This window comes from Pseudomonas profundi (genome assembly GCF_008638305.1).
Classification (GTDB): domain Bacteria; phylum Pseudomonadota; class Gammaproteobacteria; order Pseudomonadales; family Pseudomonadaceae; genus Halopseudomonas; species Halopseudomonas profundi.
The window spans coordinates 165043-189708 of sequence record NZ_VTPZ01000001.1 but is presented as its reverse complement, the minus strand read 5'-3'; the positions used below and the strand labels follow the sequence as shown (position 1 = coordinate 189708).

Annotated in this window: 23 protein-coding genes; 21 read left to right on the top strand and 2 right to left on the bottom strand. The window is 58.3% G+C overall.

Going from position 1 to position 24666, the window contains the following annotated elements:
- The first annotated feature begins 23 nt into the window (after positions 1-23).
- The 9 genes from fabF (at position 24) to FZE95_RS00890 (ending at position 8223) form a co-directional block, all read left to right on the top strand.
- Entirely contained in the window at positions 24-1265 is a 1242-nt protein-coding gene (gene fabF / locus FZE95_RS00930; RefSeq protein WP_150298935.1) for a beta-ketoacyl-ACP synthase II, read from the top strand.
- A gap of 8 nt (positions 1266-1273) precedes the next feature.
- Positions 1274-2098, top strand: coding sequence for an aminodeoxychorismate lyase (gene pabC, locus FZE95_RS00925; RefSeq protein ID WP_190324452.1), 825 nt, complete (start codon positions 1274-1276; stop codon positions 2096-2098).
- Positions 2095-3171, top strand: coding sequence for an endolytic transglycosylase MltG (gene mltG, locus FZE95_RS00920; RefSeq protein WP_150298934.1), 1077 nt, complete (start codon positions 2095-2097; stop codon positions 3169-3171). The genes pabC and mltG overlap by 4 nt, the downstream gene beginning before the upstream one ends.
- Positions 3168-3800 carry a dTMP kinase gene (tmk, locus tag FZE95_RS00915; protein WP_150298933.1) on the top strand — a complete coding sequence of 211 codons (633 nt, stop codon included), beginning with the start codon at positions 3168-3170 and terminating at the stop codon, positions 3798-3800. Before mltG ends, tmk begins: the two co-directional genes overlap by 4 nt.
- Positions 3793-4788: a DNA polymerase III subunit delta' gene (locus FZE95_RS00910; protein ID WP_263398674.1), complete on the top strand. Its 996-nt coding sequence runs from the start codon at positions 3793-3795 to the stop codon at positions 4786-4788. The genes tmk and FZE95_RS00910 overlap by 8 nt, the downstream gene beginning before the upstream one ends.
- Before the next feature lie 87 nt (positions 4789-4875).
- The gene (locus FZE95_RS00905; protein WP_150298932.1) at positions 4876-5229 is read left to right on the top strand and encodes a PilZ domain-containing protein; all 354 of its coding nucleotides are present in this window, start codon (positions 4876-4878) and stop codon (positions 5227-5229) included.
- Between the two features lie 2 nt (positions 5230-5231).
- Positions 5232-6008, top strand: a complete 777-nt coding sequence (locus FZE95_RS00900) for a TatD family hydrolase (protein ID WP_150298931.1) — start codon at positions 5232-5234, stop codon at positions 6006-6008.
- A 375-nt stretch (positions 6009-6383) separates the two neighbouring features.
- Positions 6384-7028 (top strand): TetR/AcrR family transcriptional regulator, encoded by a 645-nt coding sequence (locus tag FZE95_RS00895; RefSeq protein ID WP_150298930.1) that lies wholly within the window; start codon positions 6384-6386, stop codon positions 7026-7028.
- Between the two features lie 208 nt (positions 7029-7236).
- The gene (locus FZE95_RS00890) at positions 7237-8223 is read left to right on the top strand and encodes an amidohydrolase family protein (RefSeq protein WP_190324477.1); all 987 of its coding nucleotides are present in this window, start codon (positions 7237-7239) and stop codon (positions 8221-8223) included.
- 58 nt (positions 8224-8281) lie between these two features.
- Here FZE95_RS00890 and FZE95_RS00885 read toward each other — a convergent pair whose 3' ends face one another.
- Positions 8282-10096 carry a carboxylesterase/lipase family protein gene (locus tag FZE95_RS00885; RefSeq protein WP_150298929.1) on the bottom strand — a complete coding sequence of 605 codons (1815 nt, stop codon included), beginning with the start codon at positions 10094-10096 and terminating at the stop codon, positions 8282-8284.
- A 151-nt stretch (positions 10097-10247) separates the two neighbouring features.
- Here FZE95_RS00885 and FZE95_RS00880 point away from each other — a divergent pair, with 151 nt between their 5' ends.
- The 6 genes from FZE95_RS00880 (at position 10248) to rmuC (ending at position 17393) form a co-directional block, all read left to right on the top strand.
- A complete protein-coding gene (locus FZE95_RS00880) occupies positions 10248-11141 on the top strand; it encodes a radical SAM protein (protein WP_223824919.1) in 894 nt (297 codons plus the stop codon).
- A gap of 270 nt (positions 11142-11411) precedes the next feature.
- Positions 11412-11996 (top strand): DUF4823 domain-containing protein, encoded by a 585-nt coding sequence (locus FZE95_RS00875; protein ID WP_150298927.1) that lies wholly within the window; start codon positions 11412-11414, stop codon positions 11994-11996.
- A gap of 14 nt (positions 11997-12010) precedes the next feature.
- A complete protein-coding gene (locus FZE95_RS00870) occupies positions 12011-12604 on the top strand; it encodes a DUF1285 domain-containing protein (protein ID WP_150298926.1) in 594 nt (197 codons plus the stop codon).
- Between the two features lie 244 nt (positions 12605-12848).
- Complete coding sequence (locus FZE95_RS00865) at positions 12849-15002, top strand: adenosylcobalamin-dependent ribonucleoside-diphosphate reductase (protein ID WP_150298925.1); 2154 nt, start codon at positions 12849-12851, stop codon at positions 15000-15002.
- Between the two features lie 49 nt (positions 15003-15051).
- Positions 15052-15753 (top strand): TSCPD domain-containing protein, encoded by a 702-nt coding sequence (locus tag FZE95_RS00860; RefSeq protein ID WP_150298924.1) that lies wholly within the window; start codon positions 15052-15054, stop codon positions 15751-15753.
- Between the two features lie 86 nt (positions 15754-15839).
- Complete coding sequence (rmuC, locus tag FZE95_RS00855; protein ID WP_150298923.1) at positions 15840-17393, top strand: DNA recombination protein RmuC; 1554 nt, start codon at positions 15840-15842, stop codon at positions 17391-17393.
- 198 nt (positions 17394-17591) lie between these two features.
- On the opposite strand, the gene rnk is transcribed toward rmuC, so the two are convergent.
- On the bottom strand, positions 17592-17999 hold the full coding sequence (rnk, locus tag FZE95_RS00850) for a nucleoside diphosphate kinase regulator (protein ID WP_150298922.1): 408 nt from the start codon (positions 17997-17999) through the stop codon (positions 17592-17594).
- Positions 18000-18393: 394 nt separating this feature from the next.
- On the opposite strand from rnk, the gene FZE95_RS00845 reads away from it, so the two are divergent.
- The 6 genes from FZE95_RS00845 (at position 18394) to FZE95_RS00820 (ending at position 24610) form a co-directional block, all read left to right on the top strand.
- Entirely contained in the window at positions 18394-18639 is a 246-nt protein-coding gene (locus FZE95_RS00845) for an acyl carrier protein (protein WP_150298921.1), read from the top strand.
- Positions 18640-18759: 120 nt separating this feature from the next.
- Positions 18760-20109 (top strand): TAXI family TRAP transporter solute-binding subunit, encoded by a 1350-nt coding sequence (locus FZE95_RS00840; protein ID WP_150298920.1) that lies wholly within the window; start codon positions 18760-18762, stop codon positions 20107-20109.
- A gap of 85 nt (positions 20110-20194) precedes the next feature.
- On the top strand, positions 20195-21112 hold the full coding sequence (locus tag FZE95_RS00835; RefSeq protein WP_150298919.1) for an AAA family ATPase: 918 nt from the start codon (positions 20195-20197) through the stop codon (positions 21110-21112).
- Positions 21082-22071, top strand: a complete 990-nt coding sequence (locus tag FZE95_RS00830; RefSeq protein WP_150298918.1) for a DUF58 domain-containing protein — start codon at positions 21082-21084, stop codon at positions 22069-22071. The genes FZE95_RS00835 and FZE95_RS00830 overlap by 31 nt, the downstream gene beginning before the upstream one ends.
- Positions 22068-24095, top strand: coding sequence for a transglutaminase family protein (locus FZE95_RS00825; protein WP_150298917.1), 2028 nt, complete (start codon positions 22068-22070; stop codon positions 24093-24095). The genes FZE95_RS00830 and FZE95_RS00825 overlap by 4 nt, the downstream gene beginning before the upstream one ends.
- A 47-nt stretch (positions 24096-24142) precedes the next feature.
- Entirely contained in the window at positions 24143-24610 is a 468-nt protein-coding gene (locus FZE95_RS00820; protein ID WP_150298916.1) for a DUF3429 domain-containing protein, read from the top strand.
- Positions 24611-24666: the final 56 nt, after the last annotated feature.

Here is a 24666-nt window from a genome sequence, read left to right as displayed (position 1 = left end):
GATAGTTGAATAAGGAGTTTCCTGTGTCGCGCAGACGCGTCGTGGTAACTGGCCTGGGCATGTTGACCCCGCTGGGTAATTCGGTAGAAGGCAGCTGGCAGGCCGCATTGGCGGGCAAGAGCGGTATCGGCCCGATAGAGCACATGGATGTCAGCGCCTTTGGCACGCGCTTCGGCGGCTCCATCAGAGATTTCGATATCGAGCCTTACATGGCCGCCAAGGAGGCGCGCAAGCTCGATCTGTTTATTCAGTACGGCGTTGCAGCGTGCATGCAGGCGTTGAACGACTCGGGAATCGAAGTCACCGATGCAAACCGTGACCGTATTGGTGTGTCCATGGGGTCTGGTATTGGTGGTCTGACTAATATCGAGAAGAACCATGAGCTGTTGATGGCCAGCGGCCCGCGGAGAATCTCTCCGTTCTTCGTCCCCGGGTCCATCATCAACATGGTTGCCGGGTATCTATCCATTCAGTACGGATTGCAGGGTCCGAACTACGCCCTGACCACAGCCTGCACCACCGGAAGCCACAGTATCGGTATGGCCGCGCGCAACATCGCCTATGGCGAAGCGGACGTGATGATTGCCGGCGGCTCGGAAATGGCGACCAGTGGTCTTGGGCTCGGTGGCTTCAGTGCCGCGCGGGCGCTGTCCACCCGTAATGATGACCCGCAGGCAGCCAGTCGACCCTGGGACAAGGATCGCGACGGATTCGTCCTGTCCGATGGCTCGGGTGCGGTCGTACTCGAAGAGTATGAGCAGGCCAGGGCGCGTGGCGCGACCATCTATGCTGAGTTGATTGGTTTCGGTATGAGTGGGGACGCATATCACATGACCGCACCGCCTGAAGATGGGCGTGGCGGAGCCAAGTGCATGAACAATGCTTTGCGCGATGCGGGCGTCACGCCAGACCAGGTCGGCTACATCAATGCCCATGGTACCTCCACCATGGCCGGGGACCTGGCTGAAACGCGCGCCGTGAAGACCGTATTTGGCGAGCACGCTTCCAGACTAGCGATCAGCTCCACGAAATCCATGACGGGGCATTTGCTGGGCGCAGCGGGCGCGGTCGAGGCTATCTTCAGCATTCTGGCGCTTCGCGATCAGGTGGCTCCGCCGACTATCAACCTGCACAATCCTGACGAAGGCTGTGATCTCGACTACGTGGCCCTTGAGGCACAAGCACGATCGCTCGATGTCACCGTTTCCAACTCCTTCGGCTTTGGCGGCACCAACGGTAGCCTGGTTTTCCGTCGCCACGCATGAGCCAGTCAATGGCTTGCGATGCCGGTGATATCTGTCTTGTAAATGGACAGCCCGCGGGCGAGGTATCTGCCCGGGACCGGGGCCTGGCATATGGTGACGGACTGTTCGAGACCATCCGGGTCGCTCAGGGCAGGCTTACTCTGGCGGACTATCATTTCGCCAGACTCGAGCGCGACGCTGCGCGGCTGCGGATCGCGCTTGATCTACCAATGCTTATCACGGAAGCCTCCAATCTGGCGTCACGGCTGGGTGAAGGGCTGATCAAGCTGATTATTACGCGGGGGCTCGGCGAGCGGGGTTACGCACCGTCCGACGGGCCGGCCACGCGCATTGTCCTGGGCGCTCAGCTCCCGGATTATCCAGCGGAACGCGAAGAGCAGGGCGTAGTGCTCTATTCCTGTGTTACCCGCCTTGCTCTGCAGCCCGCGCTCGCCGGCATGAAGCATCTCAATCGGCTCGAACAGGTCCTGGCGCGTGCAGAGTGGCAAGCGCCTTTTGGCGAGGGCCTGGTCTGCGACATGTTAGGCAAACCGGTGGAATGCACCATGAGCAATCTGTTCTTGCGGCATAAAGGCGAATGGGTAACCCCTGAGGTGATCGAATGCGGCGTCCGAGGGGTGATGCGCGATTATCTGCTTGCGAAACTTGCTGCCCAGGGCGAGCCGGTCAGGCAGCGAGCGGTTGAGCTGCAGGAGCTGCTCGATAGCGACGAGGTTTTTTGCTGCAATAGCGTCTCTGGGGTTTGGCCGGTGGTTGGATTGATGGACAAAACCTGGTCGCCAGGACCGTTCACACGCCAGGCGCAAGCATTGGCTAGGCAGGCAATATTGTGAAGTCATTTGTTAGAAAGGTTCTTTTACTAATTGTATTTTGTGGATTTATTGCCTCAGCGGCGGCTGTCGGTGGATACCTGGTATTACAGGCGACTCTGAACCAGCAACTCAATTTGCAGGTGGTCGATACGCTGGAAGTACAGCCGGGAAGTACGCCAGGCAGGGTGCTGAGCTCGCTGGAGGAGCAAGGCATTCTTGATCGTTCGGCGTGGATTCGGCGTTACTGGCAATGGCAAATGCCCGACACGGTGCTCCAGGTCGGTGAGTACAGGTTGCAGCCAGGCATGGATGTGCATGATTTACTGGCTCTGCTCCAGAGCGGTGATGTACTGCAGCGCAGTGTCACGCTGGTCGATGGCTGGAACTTCAAGCAGTTTCGTCAGGCGTTGAGCGCAGCCGAGCGGTTGAATCAGACTCTGCCCGAAGACCTCGGAGATAAGGCGCTGATGGCTGAGCTCGGACTTGAAGAAGGCCACCCTGAAGGGCTGTTTTTTCCTGATACCTACCAGTACACCCTGGGTATGAGCGACAGGGATATCCTGCTGCGTGCGTACGAGCGCATGCAAAAGGTACTGGCAGAGGTATGGGCGCAGCGCGCAGCAGATCTACCAATCGATACGCCTTATGAAGCGCTGATTCTCGCGTCGATTGTCGAGCGCGAGACGGGCGTCCCCCACGAGCGTGACGAGATTGCCGGCGTGTTTACGCGCCGACTGCAAAAAGGCATGCGCTTGCAGACCGACCCCACCGTCATCTACGGAATGGGTGATGCCTATGCAGGAAAGATACGTCGCAGCGATCTGCGTGAAGCCACGACATACAATACTTATGTGATCGATGGGTTGCCGCCGACGCCCATTGCCATGCCTGGGCGGGAAGCCTTGCTGGCGGCGGTCAATCCCAAGCCCGGAAGCAGTCTGTACTTCGTTGCACGGGGTGACGGCTCGCATGTGTTCTCCGATACCTTGCAAGAGCATAACCGCGCGGTCCGGCAGTATCAGCTCAACAGGGCGGAGGGGTATCGCTCGAGCCCGGCGCCGGTCAAACCTGACAGCAGCGAGGCACAGCAGTGAGTGGATTATTCGTTACTTTCGAAGGACCGGAAGGCGCCGGCAAGTCGACCAACCTGAAGGTGTTCGCCCAGGCACTGGCCGACGCGGGCTGCGAGGCGCTGTTGACCCGCGAACCAGGCGGTACCCCAGTGGCCGAGCGGATCCGTGAGGTTTTACTCAGCCAGCATGACGAGCTGATGGATGCGGACGCCGAGTTGCTGCTCATGTTTGCCGCACGCGCGCAGCATCTCAATACCTTGATCAAGCCAGCACTGGCACAGGGTCGGGTAGTCATCAGTGATCGTTTTACCGATGCTACCTACGCCTATCAGGGCGGCGGGCGCGGGATCGACCCGCTGCGTATCGCCGCGCTGGAGAACTGGGTTCAGGGGCCGGTACGGCCGGACCTGGTAGTGGTATTCGACGTGCCAGTCGAGTTGGGCATGGCACGTGCCCGTGCGCGGAGCCAGCTCGACCGCTTCGAACAGGAGCAAACCACTTTCTTCGAAGCCGTGCGCGCTACCTATCTGCAACGCGCCAGTGAAAATCCGCAACGCTACCGGGTGATCGATGCCAGTGGCAGCCTCGAACAGGTGCGCCTGGCCATGCAGCCGGTTATCGAAGACGTGCTGGAGCGCTGGCGTGCTTGATTCGGCTCTGTTGCCATGTCCCTGGCATATGTCCTTGTGGACCGCATTGGCTGACCAATCGCAGCATGCTCACGCGTACCTGTTCGCCGGGCTACCGGGTGTTGGCAAACGCCGCTTTGCTTTGGCGTTCAGTGCCTTTTTGTTGTGTACCGATCCGCAACGCGGCATGGCATGCGAACGTTGCCGCAGCTGCCTGTTGCGCAAGGCCGGCACCCATCCGGACAGTCTGCTTATCGCGCCGGAAGAAGAGGGCAAGGCGATACGCGTCGACGCCATTCGTCAGCTGGGTGATTTCATTGCGCAAACGGCCCAGCAGGGCGGACGCAAGGTAGTGATCCTGCATCCTGCCGAGGCAATGAACCTGAATGCAGCCAACGCCCTCCTGAAGTCCCTGGAAGAGCCTAATCGGGACACCTTTCTGTTACTGGTGAGCGACCAGCCGAGCCGGCTTTTGCCGACAATACGCAGCCGCTGCCGGGTGCAAACGTTGAACACGCCGGTTCTGACTGAAGCGCTTGGCTGGCTGGCTCAGGAGCTCTCCGATCTTTCGCCTGAGCAGCACGCAGCGCTCCTGCTGATGGCTGGGGGCGCGCCATTGCGCGCAGTGGGGCTGCATCAGATGGACGCGCTCACGCTACGCAAGCTGGTAGTCGATGGCATCAAGGAGCTGCTCAAGAATCAGTGCTCCGCTTCACAGCTTGCAGAGCGATGGAATAACGTGCCGCTGGAGTTGCTGGTCGACTGGTTTTGCAGCTGGACGCTGGACCTGCTCAAACTCAAAACCGGAGCGGAGGAATGTGTCGCCAACAATGACATGGACAAGGTCCTCGGTTACATGGCGCAGCGTCTGGATGTGCGTCTACTGATGGACTGGCAAGCCTGGTTATTTGACCATCGTGGAAAGATCCTCGGCAAGGCTAACCTCAACCGCGTTCTGTTTGTCGAATCGTTGCTGATACAGTGGAAACAGCTGGCTGAAAGGCGTTAACCTGATTAAGCAACGCTTGAGGGCTGTCTTTGCGCTGTGACGGTGCGTTGATAGACCCTGGCCAATATACAAAGGACTGAGTGAATTATGAGCAATCCGAGCGCGGGGCCACGCAACGGTATTCTTTCGCTGACGATCAAGGACAAGTCGGTGCTTTATGCCGCCTACATGCCGTTTGTGAAGCACGGCGGGCTGTTTATCCCGACCAACAAGTCTTACCGTCCGGGCGACGAGGTGTTCATGCTGCTGAACCTGATGGACGAGCCAGAAAAGATCCCGGTTGCCGGCAAGGTTGTCTGGGTCACATCCAAGGGCGCGCAAGGTAATCGCGCCGCGGGGATAGGCGTCCAGTTCAGCGACCAGGACAACACCGCCCGGAGCAAGATCGAAACCTACCTCGCCGGTGCGCTCAAGTCCGACCGGCCCACCCATACGATGTAACCATGCTGATAGATTCTCACTGCCATCTTGATCGACTCGATCTGACTGCCCATGAGGGCTCCCTTGATGCCGCGCTGAATGCAGCGCGTGCCCGCGGTGTTGGCAAATTTCTCTGCATAGGCGTGGATGCTGACAACGCGCCTGTGGTCAAAGGTCTCGCTGAAGCGCACGCCGATGTCTATTGCAGTGTCGGTATTCACCCGCTGGATCTGACTCGCGAAAAGCCGACCGACCTTGCATGGCTTGTGCAGGCGGTAAACCATCCGCGTTGTGTGGCTATCGGCGAAACGGGTCTCGATTACCATTACGAACCGGATATGGCTGAGCAACAGCAGACCTCGTTCCGGGTGCATTTGCAGGCCGCGCAGCAAACCGGCAAACCGGTCATTATCCATACCCGCTCGGCACGCGCCGACACCCTGGCCCTGCTTGACGAAGCGGATCTCCCGCAGACCGGCGTGCTGCACTGTTTCACCGAAGACTGGGATATGGCCAAGGCTGCGCTGGATATGGGCTATTACATCTCGCTCTCGGGTATCGTCACCTTCCGCAATGCAGAAGCTCTGCGTGATGTGGCAAGACGCATTCCCGCCGACCGATTGCTGGTCGAAACGGATTCGCCTTATCTCGCTCCGGTACCACACAGGGGCAAGCCGAATGAGCCACAGTTCGTATGTGAGGTGGCCGCTTTCCTGTCCGAGCTAAGGGGTGAATCCCTCGAGTCGCTCTGGGAGAACACCACGGCGAATTTCCACCGATTGTTTCCCGACGCCGTCTAGCTCGCCAGCACACAGCGAACGCTGGTCAAAAAAAACCCGAATCCTGGGGGATGGATTCGGGTCAAGACCATTAGGAGTGTTGCAAGGCCAGGTCTGGACCTGACCGTACAGAACGTCATTGGGGGAAATGCCGTCCTGTTAGCCTTGAGTATTGATCATATCGCCGAACTTTCCAGCGGTTTTGCAGCACTTTATAAACTGATTCGGAATAGTTGCCCACGCGTCTTATCGTGAACCGTTGTTATCTCTGCTTCAGGGAGGCGTTCTCCTCGTCACCCATGCGAACCTTGCGGTCAGGTTTGAACCAAATATGTCCATCCAGTCATAAAGTTGGCATAATGCCGTTAAACGACGTTAGGGAAGCGGGTGCGCCGAATGCAAAAAGAATCCAGAAAGGTCCGCGAGTTCCGCAGAAGAGAGCAGGAAATACTTGATACGTCTCTGCGACTGTTTCTCGAGCAGGGCGAGGACAGCGTTACGGTCGAAATGATTGCGGACGAGGTCGGTATTGGCAAAGGGACCATCTACAAGCACTTCAAATCAAAGGCGGAAATATACCTGCGCCTGATGCTTGACTATGAACGTGAGCTGGCGGTTCTGCTGCATTCCGAAACCATTGAACGTGATAAAGAGGCACTGGCCCGCGAGTATTTTGCGTTCCGCATGAGCGACCCGGACCGGTACCGCTTGTTTGATCGCCTGGAAGAGAAAGTGGTCAAGGCCAGCCAGATGCCCGAGATGATCGGGCAGCTCCATCAGATTCGTGCATCGAACTTCAACAACCTTACCGGCGTCATCAAGGAGCGGATCGACGACGGCAAACTTGAAGACGTACCCCCCTATTTTCACTATTGCGCCGCCTGGGCGCTGGTGCATGGTGCTATGTCGATGTATCACTCTCCATTCTGGCAAGAGGTCATCGAGGACAAGGAGGGGTACATGCAGTTTCTCACGGATATCGGCGTACGCATGGGCAACCGCTCCAAGCGGCGCAAGGATGAAGACACCGTTACTCCCTGATTTGCCCCGCACACTGTGAACTCGCTCTGCTCTCCGGGGTCTTTTACATGCCGTTGTGTTGCCGGCTGACGCAGCGCCTCCGGGCGTGCGGAGCCTTGCCAGCAGAATGATCAGGCGGCTCCTGCGCACCGCCGTTCTCGGCATGACGCAGCCAGTATGTCCTCAGGAGAGTCCCTTGCTCGCTTTACGTTATTTGGTCCCCGCCGCCATGGCGGTTCTGTTGATGTCCCAAGCCCACGCACGTGATTACGTCTATTCCGATGCGCATCTGCATTTTGTGGATTTTTTCCAGGAGAGCGAGGGCATACAGGAGCTGCTCCGGCAAATGGATGAGCACAACATCGAGCACGTGATGTTCTCCGGCATCCCGGTAGCCAAGAAGTGGCACGAGAACGAGCCGAAACGTCCACGCTACTACGCGGGTGACGATGCAGGGGCCTACTGGTATAGCGCGACCGATGCCATCATCGCCCATGCCATGCAGCAACTGCCGGAAGACCAGCGGCAGCGGTTTCATCCTTTCCTCTCTGGCCTCAACCCCAACGACAAGAATTCCGATGAGCATCTTCGGCGGATGCTAGAGATGTATCCGGGTATCTGGCAGGGGATAGGCGAAGTCTTCACGCGTCATGATGACTTGACTGCACTGACCCACGGCGATGCGCCGCGTGCCAATAGCGAGGCCATGACCCGCGTCTATTATCTGGCGGAGGAGTTTGATCTGCCGGTGATGGTGCACAGCAATATTACATCAAAAAGAGAGCGTAACCCGCTGTATCTGCAGGAGTTTGAGGAGCCGCTAGGTAAGCACCCACAGGTCCGCTTCATCTGGGCGCACGCCGGCACTAGCGCCGAGATTCATCGGCGCCAGGATAGCCTCGACTTTATCTATCCAACGCTCGAACGCATGCTTGAGGTGTATCCCAATCTGTATATTGATCTGTCGTGGAGCTTGCTGGATATCTACCTTCTCAATGAGGAAGGGAAGGCGGATCCTAAGTGGGTGAAGCTGGTGGAAGCCTATCCGGATCGGTTCATGATCGGTTCCGACGTCGTCGGTAAATTCAATAGTTTAGGTAGCAATATCAAGGCTTTCGATCCTTTCCTTGATGCGCTTTCCGAGGAGACGGCGGAGAAGGTTGCGCGGGATAACTTTTTGGCGGTGTTGCCGAAACCGACCCAGCCGGATATATGAAATGAATGACAGGCCTCGGAACTGAATACTTTGGTACCGAGGCCTGACGGGGTGATAATTATTGAACTCGCGGGGGAGCCTCCCAGTACTCGCATTGATGGGTTTCACGGAAGTCGCCTATGTCAACGGCTTCCGGCTCTGGTGTGTTTAAACGCATGATTTGGCCCTCCGAGGTCAGTCGCGGCCATTCTACCGGGCCAGTTGCTCCGTCTGTACCATTGGGGCCTATTGCAGCATTGTCCCCGTATTTGGCGAAGTTGGTCCAGTAGGTGGCCATTTGCTCGGCCAGTGTCAATTGAGCTTCGGAAGCACCGCGTTCCGCAAGCGTTTCGCTGGAACTCAACACATATTGAATCTCAAAAGAGTGGGATGCTTTCAACGGGAATGGCGACTGCGTATCTCCGAGGATGCTCGGTGCTTCGGTATCCGTGAACCAGTATCCCCATGTGTCTACCGTGTCGGCGAGCAGATCCCACTGCTCGCTATTAGGGCAATTGAAGCGCCAATCGGTACCTATTGCAGAATAGGCGTCGAATCGACGGAGAGAATTAGCTTCATCCTCCGTCAGACCAGCTTGCATCAGGAGCGCGACTGGCATCTGGACGCTGAGATAGTCATTTGCGATTGCAGTCGTATCTAGCCCTCTTGGATCTAACGCCAGCAGCGAAGCGACTTCCTCATAATAGCGTGCGTCGGACGCCACAAAGGGGATCGATTCATTTTCGGGGGTGTCAGGGTCATCTGGAGTAGGCGTCAAGGCCAACAAGCTGAACAGTGTGCCTTCATTCCGGTTGCTGCCCATCATTACGGGAACTTCGTTAAAATCTGAGGCCAGCGCCTCGTTGATCGACCAAGGGAGAACGTCGGTACGTGTTACGGGTAGTAAGTTGGCTGGCTGCGCCGCGAGAAGGTCGTCCACTGAGAGGCTTCGCAGGCAAGATGCGACCTCGTCTCCAGACTTATCCTCGCAAGCGGTCTTGGATATGGTTTCGTCACCGAACAATGCCTGGCCCATTGGCAAAGGCATCTGTGCTCCGTTATAGGATCCACTCTGCACTATAGCCTTCTGGAAGAGTCCCGCCGCGCCCGGAGAGGCCAGTTGGCTCATGACGCTGTGTCCGCCGGCGGATTCGCCAAAGATCGTCACGTTATCGGCATCGCCGTCGAACTTGCTGATATTGTCTTTCACCCACTGCAACGCCAACTGCTGGTCCTGCAGACCAAAATTGCTATCTCCAAGGCTTGCGTGGGGGAGAAAGCCGAGTGCGCCCAGGCGATAATTCAGCGTAACGACGACCACGCCTTTTTCGACTAACCGTACCGGATCGTAACTTTCACCGCCGGAGCCATAAACGAACGCCCCCCCGTGGATCCACACCATAACCGGATATTCGCCAGGCTCTTCCGGAGCGTAAACGTTGAGGAATAGGCAATCTTCGTCAACGCTGGCTTCGCCAAAGGCGCTATCGTTCTGCGGACAGTTGCTTCCGAAATCGGTGCTCAACTTAACAGGGGTTGAATGCGCTTCGGGGAATTCCGGGGCTGCGAAACGCTCTGCAACGCCATATCGAATGCCACGGTAAGTGCGCATACCGTTATTAACTATCCCAATGTAATCGCCTTGAAGTGTCGATACTTGCAGGGGGTTCGGAGTTTCTTTTCTGTCATCGTCGCTGCTGCCTCCGCCACTGGACAAACAACCACTCAGGCTGGCGGCGATTACCACTGCGGATAGAGTTGAAAGCAGGAACTTGGGGGAGGTTTTCTTTATTGTTGTGGGCGTCATTTTTTTAATTATCCGTAACGTATTGTGGAGGTTGAGCCAGAAGTAAAAATCGTCCCGATTCAAGATGAACGATAAATTAATCGGCAAGGGGGCGCTAAACCCATTCGGGTGAATGACGAATGCCGCTGGGCGTGGCACGGCGAACGGCCACAGGGAGGTCGCGCGCGCCAGCTGGCCATCCCAATCGGTTGCAGCTTCGTTTAGACTGGCGATCTGTTGTTTAGCCTTCGGAGTGCGTGTGGCCTATTCGTTTCCCATCGATTACATCGAACCCGTCTTCCGCCCGCCAAGCGAAGCCCATTCGCTGATCTTGCCGGTGACGAACGGTTGCTCCTGGAACAAGTGCACCTTCTGCGAGATGTACACCGCTCCTCAGAAGAAATTCCGCGCGCGGGACGAGGCGCAGGTGCTGGACGAAATTCGTCGTTGCGGCGAGCAGCTGATCGTACAGCGGGTTTTTCTTGCGGACGGCGATGCGATGATTCTGCCGACTCATCGTCTGCTAACCATCCTGCAGGCTATTCGTGAGCACATGCCGACAGTGGAGCGGGTTACCTCGTACTGCTTGCCGCGCAACCTCAAGCGCAAATCCGTGGAAGAGCTCAAGGAGCTGCGCGATGCCGGCCTGGCGATGCTGTATGTGGGGGCGGAGTCGGGTGACGATGAAGTATTGAAGCGGGTGAACAAGGGCGAGACCGCGCAATCCACTGAAGAAGCTCTGCTTAAGGCTGGCGAAGCTGGCCTGCAGCGCTCAGTAATGATCCTCAACGGCCTGGGCGGACAGAGTCTGAGCGCGCAGCACGCGCTGAACTCGGCGCGCTTGATGAACGCTACCCAGCCAGAATTCCTGTCGACGCTGGTGGTCAGCTTTCCGCAGGGCATGGACCGCTACCGCGAGCAGTTTCCGGATTTCCAGCCCCTGGAGCAGGCTGGCCTGTTTCGTGAGATAGAACAGTTTCTGGACGCGCTTGAGCTTGAAAATACCGTATTTCGAAGTGACCACGCTTCGAATTATCTGGTGCTCAAAGGTGTGCTTGGTGCTGACAAGGCACGTATGCTGCAGCAGGTACGCACGGCCATCAGTCAGCCGGCCAACGCCGGGTTACGACCGGAATGGATGCGTGCGCTTTGATGTAATAGGCGCATCGAGTAGGTATCGAAACCCTGAATCCCCCTAGCCCCCTTTTCCAAAGGGGGAATCGTACGTGCGGGGCATGGCGAATGTCTGCTGTTCTGATAGATGGCTATTGCTTGAGATATAAACCAAAAGCCATTCGGACCAGTTCCCCCTTTGGAAAAGGGGGCCAGGGGGATTGGGTTTTTGAGCTTTGGCTCATTGAAGAATATCTGGACTCATTCCGAGACCCGAGATCTGGGTGTTCAACATACAGGGAGAAACCGCATGCGTTGGTTTGCGTTGTTGCTGGGATTGGCGGTGCTGGGCGGCTGCATGAAGCCTTCTGATATGCGTGAAAGCGCGCGGTATTATCTCGACGATGCTGGATTGACGAACAACTACCGCATCACCCGGAGTGCTACCTGGACGCTTCAGCCCGATTCCAGCCTGTATATCGCGCAGGGCCATTTTGTACCGGTGGGCCATCCCTATTCGCGACCCAACGTCGTGGCTGAGGAAGCCTTTGCTGCGGCGGTTCAGCTCTTTCCACTGGTGCAGCGGGCGCACCAGCCAGCGGGGCTGGATGAGGCGCTGGGTCAGGCGCAGGCCAATCGTGCCGATTATCTGCTTTACACGCGCTTTGCCAGTGCGCAGGGTGGCGATACAGAGAGGTCGCAGGGTCAGTGGGGCGAGCTGGGTATCGACAAAGCCAACCTGCAGCTCATCCTGATGGAAACATCCACCCGTCGCGTTGTCGACTTTGTAACGATCGAAACCAGGGGTGGCTTCCTGCAATTTTTCAAGGCCAAGCCGTCGACACTGCTCCGGCCGCCGCTGGAGGATTACACCCGTCGACTGTTGGGCCGATAATCTGAGGTAAGAGCATGGCCAGTGATAAACCCACTGCGGAATCCATTCTGCAGAGTATCCCCGAACCCGAGCAGAGAACGCCTCGCCGCGCGCCAGCTCCGGTGCATCTGTGGAACCCGCCGGTGAGCGGCGAACTGGATATGCGTATTGCCCGTGACGGCACCTGGATTCACGAGGGTACCGCTATCACCCGCAAACCGCTGGCTCAGCTGTTCGCAGGCATCCTGCGCTTCGACGACGACCAGCGTTACTATCTGGTAACCCCGGTCGAGCGCTGGGCTATCCAGGTTGAGGACGCCCCCTTTGTAGCCGTTGCACTGGAGGCCGAAGGCGAGGGCAGGGAGCAGGTGCTCAGATTCACCACCAGTCTTGATGATAGCGTCGAAGCCGGACCGGACAACCCCATTCGTGTCGTTGTCGACCCGGAGACGCAGGAGCCTTCACCCTACGTGCGAGTACGCGCGAATCTCGAAGCGCTGATCAATCGCAATGTGTTTTACGAGCTGGCTGAGCGCGCCGTGGAGCATGAGGTCGACGGCAAGACCTGTTTCGGCATCTGGAGCAAGGGCACATTCTTCCCCATCGACGGCACGCACGTCGCCCACTGACGCCAGTCATCGGTTGGCGCTGGCGACCCGCTGGCGCGAATCCCAGTCAGGACGCGGCTCCCCGGCTGTCAATATCCTGAAGCGGCAAAAATCAAATTAAACCAGTTGCCCGAATCCATATGTGGGGCTAGGATTGCGCTTTATGCACTACAAGTAGTGTTTTTCGTTTCCGGAGGCCCCTTGACAGCAAGTTGTTGTTCAGGTGGGTTTTTTCCGGCGTAGCCTAGCGTTTCGGGAGAAAGCAATGAGTCAAACAGCCAAGGTGCAGCGTCTGCATAACGTCGTCACAAGTATCGCTTTGCAGCCTGCCTCAGAGGATATCTGGGATACCAAGTACCGACTCAAGACCAAGGATGGGTCAGCTATCGACAAGACCGTAGACGAGAGTTTCCAGCGCGTAGCGCGGGCACTGTCTGATGTCGAAGCTCCCGAACTGCGTGAAGAGTGGTACGACAAGTTTCTGTGGGCCCTGCGTCATGGTGCCATTCCCGCCGGGCGGATCACCTCCAACGCTGGTGCGCTGGAACACAAGCCGGCGACCTCGACCATCAACTGCACCGTGTCGGCGACGATCGGCGATTCGATGGACGACATCCTGTCCAAGCTGCATGAAGCCGGGCTGACGCTGAAAGCCGGTTGCGGTATCGGTTATGAGTTCTCCACGCTGCGTCCTCGCGGTGCATACGTGTCGGGCGCCGGCGCCTATACCTCCGGCCCGCTGTCGTTCATGGATATCTACGACAAGATGTGCTTCACCGTGTCGTCCGCCGGTGGCCGTCGTGGCGCCCAGATGGCGACCTTCGATGTGGGCCATCCGGACGTTACCGATTTCATCCGCGCCAAGCGCGAGGGCGGCCGGCTGCGTCAGTTCAATCTGTCGCTGCTGATCACCGAAGACTTCATGAAGGCGGTCGCAGCCGATGAAGACTGGAAATTGTCCTTCCCGCTGACCCAGGCTGAAGTCGACGTAGACGGCATCGACCTGAAGAACGAAGAGCAGGTGGTGTGGCGCAACGTGCCAGCCAACGATCGTTACCTGACCCGTGCCGACGGCAAGGTGGCGTGCCGTGTGTCCAAGGTCATGCGTGCCAAGCGGATCTGGGACATGATCATGACCTCGACCTACGACTTCGCCGAGCCTGGCTTCATTCTCATCGACCGTGTCAATGAGATGAACAACAACTGGTTCTGCGAGGAAATCCGCGCGACCAATCCCTGTGGCGAGCAACCTTTGCCGCCCTACGGTGCGTGCCTGCTGGGCTCAATCAACCTGACACTGTTCGTACGCGACCCCTTCACCGAGAAGGCGCGCTTTGATTGGGACGAGTACCGCAAGGTAGTCGATATCTTTACTCGCATGCTGGACAACGTGGTGGAAATCAACGGCTTGCCACTGGAAGAGCAGCGCAACGAGATCTACCGCAAGCGTCGCCACGGTATGGGCTTCCTCGGTCTGGGTTCGACCATGACCATGCTGTGCATGAAATACGGTTCGCCCAAGTCGCTGGCGTTCACCGAGCAGGTATCCAAGGAAATGGCCATCCAGGGCTGGCGCACAGGGCTGCAGCTCAGCGAAGAGAAGGGCGCTGCGCCGTTGATGGATGAAGAGTTCATTGTCACCGAAGCCATGCTCGCCAAGCGTCCGGAAATGCGCAAGGACGGTCTCAAGGCAGGGCAGAAAGTCGCCGGCAAGCTGTTGTGGGCGAAATACAGCCGCTATATGCAACAGGTCGCCGCTGAAGATCCGGAGCTGGTTGCCGCCCTGGCCGAGAAAGGCTCGCGTTTTACGCACCACAGCTCGATCGCGCCCACGGGTACCATTTCGCTGTCACTGGCGAACAACGCCTCCAACGGTATCGAGCCGAGCTTTGCCCATCACTATTTCCGCAACGTGATCCGCGAAGGCAAGAAGTCAAAGGAAAAGGTCGACGTGTTCAGCTTCGAGCTGCTGGCTTATCGGCATTTCGTTAATCCCGAAGCACTGCCGAGCATGGAAGCGGGCACGCGCAATCTGCCCGAATATTTCATCGCAGCGGATGACGTCAAGCCGACCGAGCACGTTGATGTCCAGGCTGCGGCGCAGAAGTGGATCGACTCGTCGATTTCCAAGACCGCGAACGTACCGACTGATTATCCTTATGAGGATTTCAAGGACATCTACCGGTACGCTTACGAGAAGGGTCTGAAAGGCTGCACGACGTTCCGCTTCAACCCGGAAGCCTTCCAGGGCGTGTTGGTTAAAGAGCAGGATCTGGCCAACACCACCTACCGTTTCAAGCTGGAAGACGGCACTTTTATCGAAGCCAAGGGCGGAGATGAAATCGAGTACGATGGCGAGTTGCACAGCGCCGCCAATCTGTATGATGCCCTCAAGGAAGGCTATTACGGCAAGTTCTGAATCCAAGATATGATTGAGCCCCGTCAAGGCGGGGCGAGGAAGATTTAACATGGCATTGAAAATCAGCAGCAAGATTGTCGACTACTCCGTGGTCAAGCCGGACGACGCCGTGAAGGAAAAAGAAGCCCAGGCGCCCGTGGTCAAACTCGAAGAGATGCACGAGAAGCTCAAGCGTCCGGAGTTCCTCGAGGGCTCCACCTACAAGATCAAGACGCCGACATCCGAGCATGCGATCTACGTCACCATCAATGACGTGATCCTCAATCACGGCAGCGATCATGAAACGCGTCGGCCCTTCGAGATCTTCATCAACTCGAAGAACATGGAGCACTATCAGTGGATTTCTGCCTTGACGCTGATTATCTCTGCCGTGTTCCGCAAGGGTGGTGACTGCACCTTCCTGGTTGAAGAGCTGCGCAGCGTATTCGACCCCAAGGGCGGGTACATGAAGCGCGGTGGGCGCTGGATGCCGTCGCTGGTGGCGGAGATTGGCGAAGTGCTCGATCAGCATCTCAAGCGCATCGGCATGATTCAGGATGAAATGGACGACCATCAGCGTGCCTATCTCGAGCAGAAACGCGCGGAGTTCATGGGCGTTTCGGCGCAAAGCCAGGCGTCAGCCGAATGTGACGACAGCACTGAGGTCTATCCGCCCGGGGCGCAGATGTGCGCCAAGTGCCATACGCAGGCCGCTGTCCTGATGGATGGCTGCATGACCTGCCTGAGCTGTGGCGATAGCAAGTGCGGTTGAGTTTGATCTCTCGCAGTGTGTGACCAGAGCCCCTTTCGAGGGGCTTTGTTGCATCTGCATGCTGGGTTGATAAAAGGAGGAGTGTAATGAGTCCGAGTGATTTTGCAGCATTGATGCCAGGCGTGTTGCTCGCGGCCTTGCTCGGCTGGGGCCTGACCATCTGGGTGATGCTGCGGCGTCAGGCGGACTATCAGGCTGATATGAATGCCCAGCGCGAACGCAATCAACAGCTACAGAACGAGGGTCATCAACAGCTGGCGCGACAGGGCGCGTTGGACGCGAGGGTGGAACACATCCAGGACACCCTGGATGTTCTACGCGACCAACATGCCGAGGTTTGCAAGCGACTGAGCGACGCCGAGCAACAATGTCACCACTGGCAGGTGCAAGCCGAACGGGCGCAAACGCTCAGCACCGAGCAGGTCCGTCAGCTGACTGAGCTTCGCGGGGAGCGCGAAGCACTCAATGCCAGGCTGCTGGATCTGCAGGTCACCCATGAACAGCTGAATGTCGAGCACTCCACGCTGTTGAGTACGCTGGAGCAACGCCAGCAACATTTCACCGAACAACAGCAGCTGCTCAAGGACAGCCGCGACCAGCTCAAGCTGGAATTCGAGCAGCTTGCCAGCCGTATCTTCGAAGCCAAGGGCCAGGCGTTCTCTCAACACAGCCAGCAATCGCTGGATGCCTTGCTCAAGCCGTTCCGCGAACAGATCGATCAGTTCCGGAGCAAGGTCGAGGATATTCATCACAAGGATACCCAGCAGCAGGCAGCGCTGGCCCAGGAACTTCAGCACCTGAAGGAATTGAACCGCCAGATTACCCAGGAGGCCCACGATCTTAGTACGGCATTGCGCGGGCAGAAGAAGACGCAGGGCAACTGGGGTGAGCTGATTCTGGAAAACGTGCTGGAGCGTTCCGGTTTGCGCCAGGGGCAGGACTTCAAGCGCGAAGTGAGCATGAACAACAGTGAAGGCAAGCGCCAGCGTCCGGACGTATTGGTCTATCTGCCGCAGGACAAGCATCTGATCATTGATGCCAAGGTCTCGCTGAATGCCTATACCCGTTATATCAACAGCGAAGACGAGGCTGAGCGGCGCATCGCCCTGGCCGAACACGTGCAGGCCATCGGTGAGCGTATCCGTGAGCTGTCAGACCGGCATTATTTCGAACTGCCGGGTCTCAACGCACCGGAAATGGTGTTCATGTTCATTCCCATTGAGTCGGCCTTTGTCGAAGCATTGAAGGCCGACGAGACGCTGTTTCAGAAGGCCATCGAACAGAACGTTCTGGTCGCGACACCGACCACTTTGCTCACCAGTCTGAATATCGTGCGTCAGCTCTGGCGTTTCGAAGATCAGAACCGCCACACCGCCGAGCTGGCAGACCGTGCGGGCAAGGTTTATGACAAGTTGCGTACTTTCCTGGGGAGCATGGACGGTATTGGCAAGAGTCTCGAACGCGCTACGGAAGCCTATCAACGGGCCTGTGATCAGTTGGTAAGCGGGCGGGGAAATCTCGTCAAGCAAGTGAGTGATTTCAAGGGCTTGGGCGTATCAGTTAAAGCTGAATTGGATGAAGGTTGGACGGATCGGGCGGGTCTCGAGTTGACCCGCGAATCGCCGGCTTCGACGGATTAGAAGCGGGCTGGAGGCTGGAAGCTAAAGATCAACCCTATCGGCGTATCCGAACGTGGCCCGAGGCGCACCCCTGGGGGCGTAGCGCGCCTGCGCTACGCCGGGGTTCTGAGGCTGAAGGCTGAAGGCTGGAAGGTGGCGATGGGAGTGGGCTGGTAGGATTTGGTATGCGAAAGGCCCGGATTGACCGGGCCTTGGGTGTTACAGGTGAAAGTCGCCGCTGGCTTCAGGCTGGTAAAGAATGTCGATGATCTTGAGCTTCTGCGGTCGGCCATTGGGCCCTGTGCAGGAAATGCTCTGTCCTTTTTTCAGGCCAAGCAGGGCGATGCCTACCGGTGCCAGCACGGAAATGGTGCCGGGACGGCCGGCCTGTGCCGGATAGACCAGGGTCAGGACGAATTCGCGCTCGCTCGCCTCGTCAACGAAACGTACGGTGGAATTCATGGTGACCACATCTGCGGCAATGCGCTTGTGACTGACTACTCTCGCTCGTAGCATCTCGCCTTCGAGGGCTTCGAGCAGATCAATAGGCGCATCCATGGTCGCTAGCAACTCGTCCAGTCGCTGGATATCCAGTTTTGTCATCACAATTGCGGGTGATTTGTTCATGGCGAACGGCACAACTCCTTGTCAGGAATGATTATTTGTATCGGGTAAGACTTGAAAGCGCGAGCAGGCTAGCCCGGACACGGCACAAATGCCGAAGAGGCGCAGTTAACGACTCCTGACTGAGCTTATAGAAGCGACTTCAGATCCGGTAATAGCAACGCAGGTGGCTATTTCAAGTGCCTGTGAAGCGAAAGGCCGGTAGAACACCGGCACCCCTCGACACTACCAGAACCGGGCAAGGTTGCAAGGCGTGGTTGTGGCAAAAGATAACCGGAGCAGGGTTTGTTGGGCTGTAAAAGCAGTCAACACGACGGCGACCCCTGGTAGCTATCGCGGATTTTTGTCAGAATCCGCGCTCTTCGGGATAAGCCCGATGTAACCGGGGGATACGTGAGTGAACCGATTTGCCGAGATCCAGGCATTGCTGCGTCGTAGTCTGCAACTCGATGATGATGTTGTTCTGGACGCAGATACCGAGCTGCTGGGGGGGTTGCCAGAATTCGACTCGATGGCGGTCGTGGTCATTCTTGGCGAGATCGAGAATACCTTTGGCATCCAGATTGCCGATGACGAAATCGAAGGCGAGGCGTTTGCGTCGGTTGGTTCGTTGCACGAATTTGTGTCGGCACGCCTCGACTGAGCGGGCGCAAATAACGGTTTGAGCGTGGCCCAGGCGATTTCGGGGTGCCGGACTGCCATTCGCCGTTACGCCAGGGTGCGGTTAGACTGAGTACATCGTTTAACGCGCCGGAGTGGGTAATTGAACGTCTTCAAACAGGCCACGGTATTCGTTCGCGCAAACCTATGGATTCTCCCTTTGGCTGCGGTAGTGATCTGGATACTCTTTCGTTTCCTGGATCCAGCGCCGCCACGCACTGTCGGCATGATGACGGGCATCGAGAGCGGTGGCTATCACCAGTTTGGCCTGAAGCTGAAGGAGCGTTTGGCGAGCGAAGGTCTCACCCTTGAGCTGTATCCCAGCCGTGGCAGTGTCGACAATCTTCATCGACTTACCGATGGCTCGGGTGAGGTTCAGCTCGGGTTGATTCAGAGCGGAATCACTTCCTTGCTCGAGCGCCAGCAGCTGCGCCGTCTGCGTGGCCTGGCTGCGCTCTATCATGAGCCTCTGTGGCTGTTTCAGCGTGGCGATACTGATATTCGGCGGCTCACCGATCTATATGATCTGAGGGTCTCGGTTGGCACGGAGGGTAGCGGTACCTGGTCGGTGGTCCGTAGCCTGTTCGGCCAGGTCGGTAATCAGCGGGCGCTGGAACTGCTCGAGACCGGCACCTGGCAAGCGTCAGGCAGTAATGCAAGTGTTCGCGGCTTGCTTGAGGGCGAACTGGATGCGGCCTTCCTTGTTCTCCCGGTGGGCAACAACCTGTTGAACGCGCTGATTTCAGAGCCGGAGGTCCGGCTGGTGAACCTCGCCCAGACCGAAGCCCTGGCGTCGCGGTTATCCTTTCTCGAACATATCGTCTTGCCTGAAGGATTGCTTGACCTGTCCGGCAACGTGCCGCCGGAAGATTCCGCACTGCTTTCGCCTGTCGCCACGCTGGTCGCCAACGACGCATTCCACCCTGCACTGACGTCGCTGGTCCTCGAAGCCTCCCGTGAGGTACTGCGTGAAGGCAATCTCCTGGACGCACCCAATGCCTTCCCGGCAGCGGTGCCGATGGAGCTGGAACTCACCGGTGAAGCCGAGTACTACCACCGCGAGGGCGTGCCGTTTCTGCAACGTTACCTGCCGTTCTGGATCGCCTCCATTGCTGACCGCTACGTTGTTCTGCTTATTCCGTTCATTGTGATCATGTTGCCCCTGTTACGCAGCATGGGACCCATCTATACCTGGCGCATGCGTGCACGTGTATTCAAATGGTACGAACACCTGCGCCGTGTCGACCGGCTGATAATCAACGGTCAGATCAAGGGCGTTATCGACAGAGAAATTGCCGGTTTGCACGATCTGGAGGGCGATCTGAGCCGGGTCGAAGTGCCGCTGTCCTACGCCCATGAGCTGTACAGTCTGCATTTGCACGTACGCTATATGATCAGCCGCCTCGAAGCGATGAGGGCACCGCCGGACCAGCAGGACGCTGCGCATTCCTAGGCGGGTCCGCGAGAGCCCGGATCAAGGCTTTGCGCCGCGCATGGCAGGCTCTACCATGGAAGACAGGACAGATACGAGGTGAACGATGAGGGATGTATTGAATGGCGCGTTGCATGCGGTTGATCAGGTTCTGCTGGGTAAGCAGCACGCAGTGAAGTTGGCGGTCGCATGTATCCTCGCGCGGGGTCACCTGCTGATCGAGGATCTGCCCGGGATGGGCAAGACTACCTTGTCACAAGCGCTGGCCCGGGTGATGGGGCTCAGTTATCAGCGCATTCAGTTCACCAGTGATCTGCTCCCGGGCGACATCCTCGGCACCTCGGTGTTTGACCGCAACAGCGCTGAATTCGTGTTTCATCCCGGGCCTATTTTCGCCGAGCTGATTCTGGCTGACGAAATCAACCGCGCCACGCCCAAGAGTCAGAGTGCTTTGCTGGAGGCCATGGAAGAAGGGCAGGTCACGGTTGATGGCGCGACCCGTCCGCTGCCTGATCCATTCTTTGTCATCGCGACACAGAACCCGGTGTCGCAAAGCGGCACCTTTGCCTTGCCCGAGTCCCAGCTGGACCGCTTTCTGATGCGCCTGTCGCTCGGTTATCCATCAATGGCTGCCGAAAAGGCGCTATTGCTCCGCGAAGGTCGGCGCGCCCGGCTCGACAACATTGAACCCGCGCTAACCCGAGATCAGCTGCATAGGTTGCAGCAGGCGGTGCCGGAAATCACCGCCAGTGAGCCGATCATTGATTACATTCTGCGGCTGGTAAATCGCACCCGTGAGAGTCAGGTGTGCGCCTGGGGTTTATCGCCGCGCGCCAGCCTGGGGCTGCTTGCCGCGGCACGCGCCTGGGCCATGCTGGAACACCGCGGTTATGTCATTCCAGAGGATGTACAGGCGGTGTTGCCAGCGGTGGTAAGCCACCGTCTACGCGCCAGCGACGATCCTGCCGGCCATGGGGGCGGCGGGCTTGCACAATGGTTGCTCAACGGGGTGCCTGCAGTGTGATCGGGCGCCTTGGAGGGCAGGCCAGTGGCGCCTTTGCACGTTGGCTGAACAGGCGGATTCCGCCAGCCAGCCAGGTGCAGCTGAACCACCGGCGCATTTTCATTCTGCCCAGCCGCGCGGGATTGGGCCTGATGCTGCTGTTGCTGATCATGCTCATTGGCGCGATCAACTACCAGAACAGCCTGATATACGCGGTCACCTTTGTGCTCGCCAGCCTGTTCTGGGTCAGTCTGTATCACACCTATCGCAATCTCTCCGGACTGCAGCTGCACGGCACGGGCAGCCGTCCGGTCTTCGCCGGTGAATCAGCCCCCTTCGACCTGACCCTGCGAGCGCTGGACCGCGAGCATCAATCGGTGCGTCTGCGTTGGCCTGACCAAACGCCGCAGCAGGTAGACATTGGCAAGAACGAGGACGTGCAGGTAACGCTTTATCATGCAGTGCGGAAGCGCGGCTGGTTCAAGCCAGGCCGCCTGCGCATCGAGACACGCTATCCGCTCGGCTGGTTTGTGGCATGGAGCCTGGTGGATCTGGATCTGCAGGCATTGGTGTATCCCAGGCCTGTGGACGCGCCCTTGCCAAGTGCCGGGCGCAGCGGTGAAGGCGAGGGTGACCAGCCGCATGGCGAAGGCGTGGATGATTTCCAGGGTTTGCGCGCCTATCAGCCCGGCGACTCGCGAAGACGCCTGGATTGGCGCGCCTGGTCAAGAGGACAGGGGTTGCACAGCAAGGTATTTGCTGAACCGCTACAGAACAGCGTGTGGCTTGATCTTGATGCCGCGCCAGGGACGGACCTAGAGCAGCGTCTGGGCTGCCTGGCCGGCTGGGTATTGCAGCTCGAGCAGACCGGTCAGCCCTATGGCTTGAAGCTCCCGGGCGAGCAGCTTGGTCCGGGTGTCGGTGATGCACACCGTGACGCCTGCCTGCGTGCTGTGGCCTTGTATGGAGTGGCGAGATGACTACAGCTGGACTGATTCCGCGCAACAGTCTTGCCTGGCTGTTGACCGCGCAGGTTGTGGTGCTGCTGCCGCACCTGCCACGTCTGCCGGTCTGGGTCGCCGTGCTCTGGATGGTGTGCGCATTGTGGCGGGTGCAGATCCAGCGCATGCGCTGGGGGTATCCCGGCATAGTGACCAAGGCGCTGGCCATTCTGGTAAGTGTGGCCGGGGTCTATGTGTCGCAGGGCACGCTGATCGGCCTCGATTCCGCGGTCCTGCTGCTGTTGCTGTTGTTCATGCTCAAGCTCCTGGAAATGCGCGACCCGCGCGATGCCCTGGTGGTGATCTATCTGGGCTTTTTTCTGATTGCGACAGCTTTTCTGTTCAACCAGAGCATGCTGCTGGCGCTGTATCAGTGCGTCTCCATGCTGGTGCTGATTGCGGCTCTGGTAGGCTTGCAGCAAACGTCCGGACGCAACGACCCGGGACGTGCCTTTCGCACGGGTGCAGTACTGTTGGCGCAGGCCATTCCCTTGATGCTGGTACTGTTCTTTCTGTTTCCACGAATTGGCCCGCTGTGGGCGGTCAATTCGCCGGGCCAACAGGCCACCACCGGGTTATCGGAAAGCATGGCGCCAGGCGATGTGGCCAATCTTGCGCAGTCGGGGGAGCTGGCTTTCAGAGTCAATTTCGAAGGGCCGATTCCGCAGCATGATCAGCTGTACTGGCGGGCCATGACATTGAGTCAGTTTGATGGTCGCCGCTGGAGCCATACGGCGGTGTCCTCTGGTGGCCCGCCGGGCGAGTTACAGGTTGATGGGCCATCGATCAGCTATCGCGTGGTGACCGGCGGCGCCAGTCATCAGCCCTGGCTGTTCAGTCTGCGCGGGGCCAGCTCGACCACGGATGAGCTGGTTCTGACCCGGGATTTCATGCTCCGAGCCAGACGCCCGATCAGCCAGACCACGGCGTACACCGCAACGTCCTGGCCGGACAGTCTGCTCGACCCGCAAGGGCTGGACGCGTTGCAACAGCGCTTATATCTGGCGCTGCCCGAGGGCAGCGATCCGCGGACCCGTGAATGGGCCCGGACGCTGCGGCGGCAATACCCGGATGATGCGGAGCTGATTCAGGCCATGCTGCAGCATTTCAATCGCGAGCCATATCATTACACCCTGCGCCCCGATACGCTGGGCCAGCACACCAATGATGAATTCCTGTTCGATACGCGGCGTGGATTCTGCGCGCATTTCGCTGGCGCCATGACCTTTGCGTTGCGGGCTGCGGGGGTACCGTCACGTATCGTGGCCGGTTATCAGGGAGGCGAACTCAACCCGCGCGGAAATCATGTGCTGGTGCATCAGTTCGATGCCCACGCCTGGGTCGAAGCCTGGTTGCCGGGTCGCGGCTGGATTTCAGTTGACCCTACCTTTCAGGTGGCGCCCGAGCGCATCGAGCGAGGCCTGCAGGAAGCGCTGCGTGGGGAAGGTAGCTTCCTGCAGGATTCGCCGCTGTCCGGTGCGCGCTATCGCAATATTGGCTGGATAAACACTATCCGGCTGGCCTGGGATGACGTGAACTATCGCTGGCAGCTGCATGTGCTGGGTTATGAGAGCGAGCGGCAACTGAGTTTCTTCCGGCGCTGGTTTGGTACCGCCGACTGGCAGCGCATCGGCGTGATTGCGCTGATTGCCGCAGGATTGGTCATGCTGCCGCTGGCGCTCTGGACGTTGCGCCCGCAAAAGCGGTCTAATGATCCTCGCAAGCGTGTCTGGGACAAGCTGCACCGCCGACTGGTCAGGCTCAGGCTGCAGGCACGAGACGGAGAGGGACCTCGTCACTGGCAGGCGCGGCTGGTCGCGGCGCTGCCCGAGCAACAGCCCGAACTTGATGCCTTCTTCGACGAGTATGTACGGCAGGCTTACATGCACACCGTCCCGGTCGACGACAGGGCCAGCGTCTCCGCGCTCCGATCCAGGCTAGGCGCGCTGCTGCGTCGCTTGCCACGCAAGCGCCGGCCTGGTCCGGTCACATTGGTGGAATAATCGAATGGGCCGGGTTCGACGCTTAATCAGAGAATAACGGAGCCTTCATGCATCCTTTCAGCGCCATCCGTCCCCCAAAGTTAGCCGTTGGGTTGGGCTTCATCGGGCTGGTCCCGTTTATTACCGGTTCGCTTGGGATCTGGGTGACGCCTGAGGCCTGGCGCGAGCGCGTCCTTGAAGAGTTGCTGGCGTATGCTGCGATCGTGATGGCCTTCATGGGCGCAATCCATTGGGGGCTGGCCATGCGCGCGGAAGAGTCCAGTGAGAAAGCCCCGGTCCAGCTGGGATTGTCGGTCATTCCGCCGCTGCTTGGCTGGCTGGGCCTGAGCTTGCCGGTTCACTTTGCTGTGCCGATCTTCCTGATTGCCTTCGGTGCGCTGTATTTTGCCGATATCTGGGCCGTCAAGCAGGGACTGGCTCCCGTGTGGTACCCGGCGCTGCGCAAGCCGCTGAGTATTGTGGTGATCATGTTCCTGTTGATCGCCTGGCTGGCCACAGTCACCCCATTGCTTTGAGTTCGGCTCAGGCCGCCGTGGCAATGGATCTGCCGCGAATCTGAGCGTAAAATCCT